Raw genomic sequence first — 11854 nt, 5'->3', positions numbered from 1 at the left:
CCGGCGGCGCGCCCTTGGCGCGCCTTTGTTCCGGGCGAACCGGTTCGGAAGCCGGTCGAAAGAAAACCCCCGCCGACACACGCGGCGGGGGCTCTGATCACCGTCCCGGAAAGAAATCAGTCCCAGCCGACTTCGTTGAAGATGGTCTGGGCCGCCTTGGCGTTGCGGCTGAAGGCGGCGGTGGGGGTGGTGTCGTCGGCCTTGAAATCGCCCAGCCGCTCGGTCGCCTCGACGCCCGGGGCGCCTTCGACGGCCGGGTACTCGTTGTTCTGCGAGGCGAAGTGGGATTGCGCGAAGTCGCTGGTCAGGAATTCGAGGAACTTGACCGCGTTCTCGGCATTGGGCGCCGCCGCGGTCATCGAGGCGGTGGCGAGGTTCACGTGGGCGCCGCGATCGTCCTGGTTGGGCCAGACCCAGCCGATGCTGTCGATCTCTTCCGAGAGGCCGTCGACATCGCCGCCGAAGCCGCGCAGGAAGTAGTAGTGGTTGGCCACGGCCACGTCGCATTCGCCCGAGATCAGGCCGCGAAGTTGGTCGGTGTCGCCGCCCTGGGGCGCGCGGGCCATGTTCTCGACGATGCCGGCGGCCCAGTCGCGGGCGGCCTCTTCGCCATGGACCTCGATCATCGAGGCGAGCAGCGACTGGTTGTAGACGTTCGAGGAGGAGCGGATGCAGATCTTGCCCTTCCACTCGGGCTCGGCCAGCGCCTCGTAGGTGGCGGGCGGGGTCTCCACGCGCTCCTTGTCGTAGAAGATGATGCGCGCGCGCTGCGAGACGCCGAACCAGAGGTTCTCGGGGTGCTGGAACTGTTCCGGCACGCGCTCTTCGATCACGTCGGAGGAGAAGGGCTGCAGGACGCCGGCCTCTTCAGCGCGGTCCATGCGGCCCACGTCGACGGCGATGAAGACGTCGGCGGGGCTGTTGTCGCCCTCGGCCTCGAGCCGGGCGATGATCTCGTCGGCGTCGGCCTCGATCCGGTTGACGGTGATGCCGGTCTCGTCGGCGAACTTGTCGAACAGCACGTCGTCGGAATCGTAGTGACGGCTGGAGTAGACGTTCACCTCCTGCGCGAAGGCCGGTGCGGCCAGCGCCACGAGGGCGGCTGTGGCGGTGAGAGTGCGGGTAATGCGGGCCATGCGGATCTATCCTCCTTGAGATTCCGACTGAAATTATAGGATATCTGGTGCGGTGTCCGAGGAAAATAGTCAAGTGATTTCATGCGAGCCGCGCCTTCGGGGGCACGGCGCCGATCCCGCGGGAAACGCAGCGTAAATCTTGCGACTTTCGACGAAGACCCACATGTTATGTGTCAGGGAGAAACAAGCGGGGCACGAGAGTATCGGAGACCACCGCGAAGGGAGGAGACGGCAATGAGTTTTGCCACGCGTCAGGATGTGCTCGACATTCAGAACGAGATGCCGTGGGAGGAGCGGGACCGGCCGGAAACGCTCTACCAGATGTTGCGGAACGTGGCGGAGGCCTTTCCCGACCGTCCGGCGATCAGCTACCAGTTGTTTTCCGGCGCGGCCGACCCGGCACAGACGCTGACATGGCGGGAGTTTCACGAGCAGGTCTGCCAGGCGGCGAACCTGTTCCGCTCGCTCAAGGTGGAGGAGGGCGACGTGGTCGCGCTGATCCTGCCCAACTGCCTCGAGACCGCGACGGCGATGGTGGGGGCGATGGTGGCCGGCATCGCGAGCCCGATCAACCCGCTGCTCGAGCCCGAGAATATCGGCGCCATCCTGCGCGAGACCAACGCCAAGGTGGTGGTGACGCTGAAATCCTTCCCGAAGACGGATATCGCCCAGAAGACCGCCGAGGCGGTGCGCCATGCGCGGCAGGTGCATACCATCCTCGAGATCGACCTCAACGCCTATCTCCGCCCGCCGAAAAGCTGGATCGTGCCCTTCCTGCGGCCGAAGATGACCGGCAAGCACCATGCCGACATCAAGGATTTCGTGGCCGAGGCCGGGCGGCAGAACACCTCGCTGGATTTCGCAGATTCCGCGGGCGACCGGGTGGGCGCCTATTTCCACACCGGCGGCACGACGGGCATGCCCAAGGTGGCGCAGCACCGGTATTCGGGGATGGTCTACAATGGCTGGCTGGGCGATCAGCTTCTGTTCTCGGAAGAGGACAACATCATGTGCCCGCTGCCGCTGTTCCACGTCTTCGCGACGCATGTGATCCTGATGGCTATGATCAAGTCCGGGGCGCATGTGGTGTTCCCCACCCCCGCCGGCTATCGCGGCGAGGGCGTGTTCGACAATTTCTGGAAGCTGTGCGAGCGGTGGAAGATCACCTTCGTGATCACCGTGCCGACGGCCGTTTCGGCGCTGATGCAGCGCAAGGTGGATGCGGACCTGTCGACGGTGAAGAACGCCTTCTCCGGTTCGGCGCCGATGCCGCTGGAGCTGTTCAAGCGGTTCGAATCGGCCACCGGCATGGCGGTGATCGAGGGCTACGGGCTGACCGAGGCGACCTGTCTCGTGGCCTGCAACCCGCCGACGGGAGAGAAGAAGGTGGGCTCGGTCGGTTGTCCGCTGCCTTATACGGAGGTGCGGATCTACAATGCCGGCAATGGCGAGGACCCGGTCGAGGCCGCGACCGACGAGGTGGGCGAGATCTGCATCTCGAACCCCGGTGTCTATCCCGGCCACACCTATACCGACGCCACGAAGAATGCGAACCTGTACTATCACGACAAGTACCTGCGCACCGGCGACCTGGGCCGTATCGACGCGGACGGGTATCTCTGGATCACCGGCCGGGCGAAGGACCTGATCATCCGGGGCGGGCACAATATCGACCCGGCCGAGATCGAGGAGGCGCTGATGGCGCATTCCGAGGTGGCGATGGCCGGCGCGATCGGCCAGCCCGATGCCTATTCGGGCGAAATCCCCTGCGCCTATGTCGAGCTGGTCGAGGGCGGCAGTGTCACCGGCGAGGAGCTGGTGGAATATTGCAAGACCCATGTCCACGAGCGCGCCGCGCAGCCCAAGTTCATCGAGGTGCTGCCCGAGCTGCCCAAGACGGCGGTGGGCAAGGTCTTCAAGCCCGACCTGCGCAAGCGGGCCATCACCCGTGTCTACAATGCCGAGCTCGAGAAGGAGGGCCTTGGCACGCGGGTGGTGAACGTGGTCGACTCCAAGAAGCAGGGGCTGGTGGCGCAGATCGAGAAGACCGGCGAGGTGGACGAGGCGAAGCTGAAAGAGGTGCTTGGCCGGTTCACGCGGCCGTGGGAATGGGCGGAGAAGACCAGGGACTAATCCGCCCCTGCTTCTTCTGGCTGGAAATATCCCGGGGGAGGCGTTGAAATCCCGAAGGATTTCAACGTTGGGGGCAGAGCCCCCTAATCCGCCCCGGCTACGAGTGCCCGGCGTGCCAGTGACAGGACCGTGGCCCTGTACCGCGCCTGGTCCCAGCCGCATTTGACGACCAGCGATTCCCATGTCTGGAGGCTCATGAGCGTCCAGAGCAGGTCGGTCGCTTCGGTTTCCGAATAATCCGTAGAGAGCGCGCCGTCGCGGGCCAACGCCGCCACCGCGGCCTCGCACCCTTCGCGCATGTCCTGCATCCGTTCGGCCCAGGCGCGGGCGGCGTCTTCGTCGGTTTCGGCCATGACGATCAGGGTCTTGGCGATGCCGAAGATCTTCGGAACGTAGGCCGACCACGTGGCGATATAGGCCTCGAGCCGCGCCTCGCCGGTGGTGGCGGCGCGGCTTTCGGCGAGGTTCTCCTGCACGCAATAGACCTCGTCCATGTACTTGGTCGTGGCGACGAACAGTTCCGTCCGGTTGGGAAAATGCAGGTAGAGCGCCTGTCGGCTGACCCCGGCCTTCTTGGCGATATCCGACATCCGGGCGGCCACGCCGGGGTTCGATTCAAGCAACTCCCACGCGGCTTTCAGGATGCGGGTGCGGGTTGGATTCTTCTCACTTGACACAATGTAAACTCCTGCCTATTTACACCGTGTCAATTTACACAGTGTCAAGTCAAGAGGAGACCCGATATGGCACGGAAGATTTTCATCTGGGTGGCGCATCCCAAGGCGGGGTCGCTCTGTGCGGCGCTGGCGGATGCGTATCAGCAGGGGGCCGAAGGGCAGGGCGCCGAGGTCCGGCGGATGGACCTGGCCGACATGCGGTTCGACCCGGCCGTCGAAGGCTACGGGCCGGAGGCGCCCGAGCTGGAGCGGGACCTGCTTGCCTGGCAGGAGGGGGTGGCCTGGGCCGATCACCTGCTGATCGTGCATCCCTATTGGTGGGGCGCGATGCCGACGCGGGCCAAGGCGGTTCTGGACCGGGCGCTGACCTCGGGGTTTGCGTTCAAGTATCACCGGCGGGGGATGGGGTGGGACAAGCTGCTGACCGGGCGCACGGCGGATGCGGTCATCACCTCGGACACGCCGCCGCTGCTGGATACGCTGATCTATCGCAAGCCGGGGCGGCGCGTGCTGAAGAACCAGGTGCTGGGCTTCTGCGGCATCCGGATGCGGCGGTTGAAACAGTTCGGGTCGGTCAAGCTGGCCGCGCCCGAGAAGATTGCCCGCTGGCTGGACAGCGCGCGGGAGATGGGCCGCGCGGCGGCCTGATATTTTCTCTTACATCAAGGAGTTATTTCAATGTCTGAAACCGTTATCCTCATCACCTTTGGGTCGGTCGCGCTGATCATGGCGCTTGTCTCGGGCGTCTTTCTCGGGTTTTCCGATTTCATCATGCGGTCGCTCAGGGTCAGCTCGCCCCGGGCGGGGATCGAGGCGATGCAGCAGATCAACCGGGAGGTTCTGTCGTCGGCCTTCGTCTTCTCGTTGCTGGCCCTGGCGCCGGTGTCGCTGGGCCTGATGGCCTATGCGTGGGTGGCGATGAGCGGGCCGGCGCAGGGGTGGTTCATCGCGGGCGGGGCCGTCTACGTGGTGGGCACCTTCCTAGTGACGCTTGTGGGCAACGTGCCGATGAACCGGCGGCTGGACGCGATGGCGGCGGAGGGGCCGGAGACGGAGGCCTACTGGGCGGTCTATGCGGTGACATGGACACGGTGGAACCATGTGCGCACCGCCGCCTCGGCACTGGGGGCGGCGGCGCTGCTGGTGGGCTGCGCGCTGTACGCCTGAACGGCCTTTTCGGCAAAGCGCAGGATCCGGGTCATGGCTCCGCATGATCCGGGTCGAGCGGTGGCGGGGGTGCGGCCATGGTCAGGCCTGCGACAACCGAAAAGGAGTGTACCCATGTTGTTGAAGGACAAGATCATCATCGTCACCGGCGCGTCGAGCGGGATCGGGGCGGCGGCGGCGCTGAGGCTTGCCGCGCAGGGCGCCAAGCTGGTGCTGGGCGCCCGGCGGGAGGCCGAGCTGCGGCAGATCGAGGGGCAGATCAACCAGTCGAACGGGGCCGCCGTGGCGGTGCCGGGGGACGTGACGGAGGCGGGCTTTGCCGAGGCGCTGGTGGACATGGCGACCGAGCGGTTCGGCGGGCTGGACGGGGCGTTCAACAATGCCGGGATCCTCGGGAACGGCGCGATGGTGGCCGAGACGGCGCCGGCAGAGTGGGACGAGGTTCTGGCGACCAACCTGACCGCCAGCTACCACGCCGCACGGGCGCAGATCCCGGCGCTGCGGGCGCGGGGCGGGGGATCGCTGGTCTTCACCGGGTCGTTCATCGGGCACACCGCGACCTTGCCGGGGATGGGGGCCTACGCGGCCTCGAAAGCCGGGCTGGTCGGGCTCATGCAGGCGATCGCGGTGGAGCACGGGGCGGAGGGTATCCGGGCCAACGTGCTGATGCCTGGCGGAACGATGACCCCGGCGGCGATGGATGCGGCCACCAACCCGGAGACGGCGGCGTTCATATCCGGGCTGCACGCGCTCAAGCGGATGGCGCAGCCGGAGGAGATCGCCGACGCGGCGCTGTTTCTGCTGTCGGACATGGCGAGCTTCGTGACCGGCTCGGCGATGCTGGCGGACGGGGGGAACTCGATCTGCAAGGTGTGAGGGCAGGTGCAAAAAAATATGAAGCCGGCGCGGGGATGCGCCGGCTTCATACTTTTTCAGTGCCAAGTCAGGGCGTTACGACACGTCCTTGTAGCTGATCTCGCGCTTGTCCTCGCCGGTCTTGCCGCGGCGGACGAGCAGGCGGTTGAGCGCGTTCACATAGGCCTTGGCGGAGGCGAGCACCGTGTCGGTGTCGGCCGACTGGCCGGTGGCGATGTTGCCCGCTTCCTCGAGCCGGACGGAGACGGTGGCCTGGGCGTCGGTGCCCTCGGTCACCGCGCTGACCTGGTAGAGCGACAGCCGCGCCTCGTTGGGGTGCAGGTCGCGCACCGCCTTGAAGGTGGCGTCGACCGGGCCGTCGCCCGACTGGGTGACCGTCTTTTCCTCGCCGTCGACGGACATGACCAGCTTGGCCTCGGCCGGGCCGCCGGTGCCGCAGACCACGCGCAGGGACTTGATGACGAGGCGGTCCTTGGCCTCGTCCTCGCCTGCCGCGACGAGGGCGACGAGGTCTTCGTCATAGACCTCCTTCTTGCGGTCGGCGAGGTCCTTGAAGCGGTAGAACACGTCGTCGAGCTGGTTGGCGCCCAGTTCGAAGCCCAGATCCTTGAGCTTGGCGCGGAGCGCGGCACGGCCGGAGTGCTTGCCCATGACGATATTGGTCTCGGCCAGGCCCACATCCGCCGGGCGCATGATCTCGAACGTCTCGGCGTTCTTGAGCATGCCGTCCTGGTGGATGCCGGATTCGTGGGCGAAGGCGTTCTTGCCGACGATGGCCTTGTTGTACTGGACATTGAAGCCCGAGACGGTGGCGACACGGCGGCTGATATGCATGATCTTGGTGCTGTCGACGCCGGTGTAATACGGCATGATGTCGTTCCGCACCTTGAGCGCCATCACCACCTCTTCCAGCGCGGTGTTGCCGGCGCGTTCGCCGAGGCCATTGATGGTGCATTCGATCTGCCGCGCGCCGCCGGCGACGGCGGCCAGCGAGTTGGCCGTGGCCATGCCGAGGTCGTTATGGCAGTGGGTGGCGAAGACCACCTCGTCACCGCCCGGCACCTCGGCGATCAGGCGGCGGATCAGGTCTGCGGATTCCACCGGCGCGGTATAGCCCACCGTATCGGGGATGTTGATGGTTGTGGCGCCGGCCTTGATGGCGATTTCGACCACGCGGGCGAGGTAATCCCACTCGGTGCGGGTGGCATCCATCGGCGACCATTGCACGTTGTCGCAGAGGTTGCGGGCGTGGGTCACGGTTTCGTGGATGCGGTCGGCCATCTCGTCCTGCGAGAGGTTGGGGATGGCGCGGTGCAGCGGCGAGGTGCCGATGAAGGTGTGGATGCGCGGGCGCTCGGCGTGCTTGATCGCCTCCCAGCAGCGGTCGATATCCTTGATGTTGGCGCGGGCGAGGCCGCAGATCACGGAATTCTTCGCGTTCTGGGCAATCTCCTTCACCGCGCGGAAATCGCCTTCGGAGGCGATGGGAAAGCCCGCCTCGATGATGTCGACGCCCATCTCGTCGAGCAGCCCCGCGATCTCGAGCTTTTCCTCGTGGGTCATGGTGGCGCCGGGGGATTGCTCGCCATCGCGGAGGGTCGTGTCGAAGATTACCACGCGGTCCTTGTTCGCGTCTGGCGCAACACGGTCTTTGTCATCGTTTGTCATGTCTGGTCTCGTTTTGTTGTCCTAAGCCTGGTGGCGCGAAGAAGGCGTATCCTCTGAGCGGTCGCGCCGGCTCACGGCACGCTCAGAGGCGGCTTAGGAGCAGCAGGACGGGAAGGCAAGCCGCGCGGGGGCGGGTGGCCTTGGGTGCGATATGGTCCTGCATCATCATGGGGCGAAGTATAGGGATCGTGTGCCGGCTTGAAAACCCCCGGATTTCGCGGGCCGCTTGATACCGGGCGCGGGCGCTTTAGGTCCGCTTGCATGGAAAAGGCATTGGTGATCGGGGCGTCGGGCGGGATCGGCTCGGCTGTGTGCGCGGCGCTCGAGGCGCGGGGCGTGGCGGTGACGGGGCTGTCGCGGTCGGCGGACGGGCTGGACGTGACCGACGAGGCTTCTGTTGCGCGTTGTCTTGGCGATCTGGAGGGGCCGTTTGACCTGATCTTCGTGGCGACCGGGGCGCTGGAGCTTGACGGGCGCGGGCCGGAGAAATCGCTGAAACACCTGGAGGCCGACGCGATGGTGGCGCAGTTCCGGTTGAACTGCGTGGGGCCGTCGCTGGCGCTGAAGCATTCGGTGAGGTTGCTGCCGCGGGAAGGGCGGTCGGTGTTCGCGGCGCTTTCGGCACGGGTCGGGTCGATCGGGGATAACGGGTTCGGTGGCTGGTACAGTTACCGGACGGCGAAGGCGGCGCTGAACCAGATGATCCACACCGGCGCGATCGAGCTGGGGCGGACGCACAAGGGCGCTGTCTGCGTGGCGCTGCATCCGGGGACGGTGGAGACGGCGTTGACCGCAGATTACGCGAAGGGCCATCCGACCGTTCCGGCGGAGGCGGCGGCGGCGAACCTGCTTTCGGTGATCGACGGGCTGGGGCCCGGCGACAGCGGGCAGTTCTTTGACTGGCAGGGAGAGCGTGTGCCGTGGTGAAGCTGGTTCTGGTGCTGGGCGATCAACTGTCGGACGGGGTGGCGGCGCTGAAGGCGGCGGACAAGTCCGAGGACGTGGTGGTGATGGCCGAGGTCGGGGACGAGACCGGCTACGTGCCACATCACCCGAAGAAGATCGCGCTGGTCCTCTCGGCGATGCGGCATTTCGCGGCGCATCTGGAGAGCGAGGGCTGGACGGTCGCCTACACGAAGCTCGACGATCCGGAGGCCACCAAGTCGATCGTGGGCGAGCTGATGCGGCGCGGGCAGGAACACGACACCAGCGAGGTGATCGCCACCAGCCCCGGAGAATGGCGGCTGGTGGAGGCGCTGGAGAATGCGCCGCTGAAGGTGACGGTGCTGCCCGATGACCGGTTCGTTGCGAGCCTTGACGAGTTCAACGACTGGGCCGAGGGGCGCAAGGAACTCAGGATGGAGTATTTCTACCGCGAGATGCGGCGGAAGACCGGGCTCTTGATGGATGGCGACAAGCCCGAGGGCGGCAAGTGGAATTACGACCATGACAACCGCAAGCCGGCCTCGGACGACATGCTGCGGGCGAAGCCCATGCAGTTCACGCCGGGCGAGGTGACGGAGGAGGTGCTGGACCTGGTCGAGACCCGGTTCGGGAAGAATTTCGGCGCGCTGCGGCCGTTTCATTTCGCCGTCACACGGGGGCAGGCGCTGCGGGCGCTCGATCATTTCGCCAAGGAATTGCTGCCGGAATTCGGGCCCTACCAGGATGCGATGCTGGTCGGGGACAAGTACCTGAACCATTCGCTGTTGAGCGCATATCTGAACATCGGCCTGCTCGATCCTGTGGAAATCTGCACCCGTGTGGAAGAGGAATGGAAAGCCGGGCGGGTGCCGCTCAACTCGGCCGAGGGGTATATCCGGCAGGTGATCGGCTGGCGGGAATACGTGCGCGGGCTCTATTTCCGGGAGGGGCCGGATTATGCCGCGCGCAACGGGCTGAAGCACGACCGTGCCCTGCCGCCGCTCTACTGGGGGGCGGAGACGAAGATGGCCTGTCTCGAACATGCCGTGGCGCAGACGCGGGACGAGGCCTATGCCCACCACATCCAGCGGCTGATGGTGACAGGGAATTTCGCCCTGCTGGCGGGGGTGGACCCGAACGAAGTGCATGAATGGTACCTGTCGGTCTATTTCGATGCGTTCGAATGGGTCGAGGCGCCCAACACGGTGGGGATGAGCCAGTATGCCGATGGCGGGATCATCGCGTCGAAGCCATATGTGAGCTCGGGCAATTACATCGACCGGATGTCGGATTACTGCGGCACGTGCACCTATTCGGTGAAGAAGAAGACGGGCGAGGGGGCCTGCCCGTTCAACCTGCTCTACTGGCATTTCCTGGTGCGGCACCGGCAGCGGTTCAAGGGCAACCCGCGGATGGCGCAGATGTACCGGACATGGGACCGGATGGAGAAGGCCAAGCGCGATACGGTGCTGGAGGAGGCGGAGGCGTTTCTGAAAAAGCTCGACGCCGGGGAGCCTGTCTAGCCGGGGAGCCTCCGGCGGGGATATTTGGGGCCAGAAGAAGCGGCAGGGCGCGCCATGTTTCTTCTGGCCGGAAATATCCCGGGGAGACGGCATTGTGGCGCCATTGGTTCAAGCCCAATGGCGGCGGGGCTGGCCCCTCAATCCGGACGGATAAGCCGGATCATTCGGTGGACTGGGGCTCGTCGGCGCCGTCTTCGGTGGGCTGGGCGTCCTGCGTGGCGGCCTCCTGCGTGGTCGCGTCCTCGGTGACGGTTTCGGTCAGCGCCCCGTCGAGCCATTCGCCGCTGGCCTCCTCGCCGCTGGCATAGCGCATGGTGCCCTCGCCCTGCCGCTTGCCGCGCAGGAAGGTGCCTTCGTAGACATCGCCGTTGGTGTAGGTCGCCACGCCCTGGCCGGAGATTTCGCCCTCCTGCCATTCGCCTTCGTAGGTGAAGCCGTCGGGCATGACGATCTTGCCCTGTCCGTGGCGCTGGCCGTCGGCGAACTGGCCCTCGTAGACCGTGCCGTCGGGGTAGGTGGCGGTGCCCTGGCCGTGGCGCTGGCCGTCCTGCCATTCGCCCTCGTAGCGGTAGCCGTCGGCATAGGTCATGACACCGGTGCCGTGGTTGCGCGCGTTCTCGAATTCGCCTTCGTAGACGAGGCCGTTGGGATAGGTGGCCTTGCCGGTGCCGTCGATCACGCCGCCGGTCCACTCCCCCTCGTAGGTGGAGCCATCGGGATAGGTGATCTTGCCCATGCCGTTGGCGAGGTCGTCGCGGAACTCGCCCACGTAGACCGACCCGTCGGGGTAGGTGACGGTGCCCTGGCCGGAGATCTTGCCGGCCACCCAGTTGCCCTCGTAGCGGTAGCCGTCGGTGCCGGTGAAGGTGCCCTGGCCATGGCGGCGGTCTTCGGCGAACTCGCCTTCGTAGATATCGCCGTTGTTGTAGACGACGCGGCCCGTGCCCTCGCGCCGGCCGCGCACGAGGTCGCCCTCGTAGACGTCGCCGTTGGGTTGGGTGAGCTTGCCCTTGCCGTCGATCTGGCCGTCTTTCCAGCGGCCCGCGTAGATCAGCCCGTCGGGCATGGAAAGCGTGCCTTCGCCCTCGCGGGCGCCGTTGACGACCTGGCCCTCGTAGACCGCGCCGTCAGGGTATGTGATCTTGGCCATGCCTTCCTTGACGCCGTCCACCCATTCGCCGTCGTAGACATAGCCGCCGGGGCTTTCCATCCGGCCGCGGCCGTGGTGCATGGCGTTGCGGAACTCGCCGTCATAGCGGACGCCGTTGGCATAGACCGCCACGCCGCGCCCGGTGATCTTGCCATCGAGCCATTCGCCCTCGTAGGTGCCCTCGTCGGCGAAGATGATCTTGCCCACGCCGTGGGGCTTGCCGCGCAGGAACTGCCCCTCGTAGACCGAGCCGTTGGGGAAGCGCGCGGTGCCCTGTCCGCGGATCTCGCCCTCGACCCATTCGCCGGAATATTCGTAGCCGTTGGGGAGGGTGTAGGTGCCGGTGCCGTGCTGGAGCCCGTCCTTGAACGTGCCCTCGTAGATGCCGCCATCCTCGTACTGCTTGGTTTGCACCTCGCCATCCTGCGCGAGGGCGGCGCCGGCGGTGCCGGCGACTGCGAATACGAGTAATCTGGTCAGCGTTCTGCTCATGTCTGCCTCTGTTGCCCCGGCCTGCGCCCCTGCAGGTGGGCTAAATCTAGTGGACCGGGCTTATGGTGACAACGGGTTTTGGTCAAATCGCCTTTCCCTCGCGGTGTC

Annotated in this window: 10 protein-coding genes; 6 read left to right on the top strand and 4 right to left on the bottom strand. The window is 65.9% G+C overall.

What is annotated here, in order from left to right:
* Positions 1-116: 116 nt before the first annotated feature.
* Positions 117-1136 carry an extracellular solute-binding protein gene (locus RLN94_RS11550; RefSeq protein ID WP_350130999.1) on the bottom strand — a complete coding sequence of 340 codons (1020 nt, stop codon included), beginning with the start codon at positions 1134-1136 and terminating at the stop codon, positions 117-119.
* Positions 1137-1370: 234 nt separating this feature from the next.
* On the opposite strand from RLN94_RS11550, the gene RLN94_RS11545 reads away from it, so the two are divergent.
* Complete coding sequence (locus tag RLN94_RS11545) at positions 1371-3269, top strand: acyl-CoA synthetase (RefSeq protein WP_350130998.1); 1899 nt, start codon at positions 1371-1373, stop codon at positions 3267-3269.
* An 83-nt stretch (positions 3270-3352) separates the two neighbouring features.
* Here RLN94_RS11545 and RLN94_RS11540 read toward each other — a convergent pair whose 3' ends face one another.
* Positions 3353-3946: a TetR/AcrR family transcriptional regulator gene (locus tag RLN94_RS11540; RefSeq protein WP_350130997.1), complete on the bottom strand. Its 594-nt coding sequence runs from the start codon at positions 3944-3946 to the stop codon at positions 3353-3355.
* 66 nt (positions 3947-4012) lie between these two features.
* Here RLN94_RS11540 and RLN94_RS11535 point away from each other — a divergent pair, with 66 nt between their 5' ends.
* From RLN94_RS11535 to RLN94_RS11525, 3 genes are all read left to right on the top strand, one after another.
* Positions 4013-4594, top strand: a complete 582-nt coding sequence (locus RLN94_RS11535) for an NAD(P)H-dependent oxidoreductase (protein WP_350130996.1) — start codon at positions 4013-4015, stop codon at positions 4592-4594.
* 30 nt (positions 4595-4624) lie between these two features.
* Positions 4625-5113 carry an anthrone oxygenase family protein gene (locus RLN94_RS11530; RefSeq protein WP_350130995.1) on the top strand — a complete coding sequence of 163 codons (489 nt, stop codon included), beginning with the start codon at positions 4625-4627 and terminating at the stop codon, positions 5111-5113.
* A 114-nt stretch (positions 5114-5227) separates the two neighbouring features.
* Complete coding sequence (locus tag RLN94_RS11525; RefSeq protein WP_350130994.1) at positions 5228-5989, top strand: SDR family oxidoreductase; 762 nt, start codon at positions 5228-5230, stop codon at positions 5987-5989.
* Positions 5990-6064: 75 nt separating this feature from the next.
* Here the strand turns inward: RLN94_RS11525 and RLN94_RS11520 are convergent, their stop codons facing one another.
* Complete coding sequence (locus RLN94_RS11520) at positions 6065-7657, bottom strand: 2-isopropylmalate synthase (protein ID WP_350130993.1); 1593 nt, start codon at positions 7655-7657, stop codon at positions 6065-6067.
* 261 nt (positions 7658-7918) lie between these two features.
* On the opposite strand from RLN94_RS11520, the gene RLN94_RS11515 reads away from it, so the two are divergent.
* Positions 7919-8584: an SDR family NAD(P)-dependent oxidoreductase gene (locus RLN94_RS11515; protein ID WP_350123361.1), complete on the top strand. Its 666-nt coding sequence runs from the start codon at positions 7919-7921 to the stop codon at positions 8582-8584.
* On the top strand, positions 8578-10104 hold the full coding sequence (locus RLN94_RS11510) for a cryptochrome/photolyase family protein (protein WP_350123358.1): 1527 nt from the start codon (positions 8578-8580) through the stop codon (positions 10102-10104). The genes RLN94_RS11515 and RLN94_RS11510 overlap by 7 nt, the downstream gene beginning before the upstream one ends.
* A gap of 160 nt (positions 10105-10264) precedes the next feature.
* On the opposite strand, the gene RLN94_RS11505 is transcribed toward RLN94_RS11510, so the two are convergent.
* Complete coding sequence (locus RLN94_RS11505; RefSeq protein WP_350123355.1) at positions 10265-11746, bottom strand: MORN repeat-containing protein; 1482 nt, start codon at positions 11744-11746, stop codon at positions 10265-10267.
* Between the last annotated feature and the right edge of the window lie 108 nt (positions 11747-11854).

The sequence above is a fragment of the Roseovarius sp. genome (assembly GCF_040223625.1).
GTDB lineage: Bacteria > Pseudomonadota > Alphaproteobacteria > Rhodobacterales > Rhodobacteraceae > Roseovarius.
Note: the sequence above shows the minus strand (reverse complement) of the source record. Positions and strands in the feature narration are given on the sequence as shown.

What these genes read in the sequence shown, in the direction of transcription:
- RLN94_RS11550 (WP_350130999.1), bottom strand. Translation starts at nt 1,136, where the DNA reads ATGGCCCGCATTACCCGCACTCTCACCGCCACAGCCGCCCTCGTGGCG.
- RLN94_RS11545 (WP_350130998.1), top strand. Translation starts at nt 1,371, where the DNA reads ATGAGTTTTGCCACGCGTCAGGATGTGCTCGACATTCAGAACGAGATG.
- RLN94_RS11535 (WP_350130996.1), top strand. Translation starts at nt 4,013, where the DNA reads ATGGCACGGAAGATTTTCATCTGGGTGGCGCATCCCAAGGCGGGGTCG.
- RLN94_RS11530 (WP_350130995.1), top strand. Translation starts at nt 4,625, where the DNA reads ATGTCTGAAACCGTTATCCTCATCACCTTTGGGTCGGTCGCGCTGATC.
- RLN94_RS11525 (WP_350130994.1), top strand. Translation starts at nt 5,228, where the DNA reads ATGTTGTTGAAGGACAAGATCATCATCGTCACCGGCGCGTCGAGCGGG.
- RLN94_RS11520 (WP_350130993.1), bottom strand. Translation starts at nt 7,657, where the DNA reads ATGACAAACGATGACAAAGACCGTGTTGCGCCAGACGCGAACAAGGAC.
- RLN94_RS11515 (WP_350123361.1), top strand. Translation starts at nt 7,919, where the DNA reads ATGGAAAAGGCATTGGTGATCGGGGCGTCGGGCGGGATCGGCTCGGCT.
- RLN94_RS11505 (WP_350123355.1), bottom strand. Translation starts at nt 11,746, where the DNA reads ATGAGCAGAACGCTGACCAGATTACTCGTATTCGCAGTCGCCGGCACC.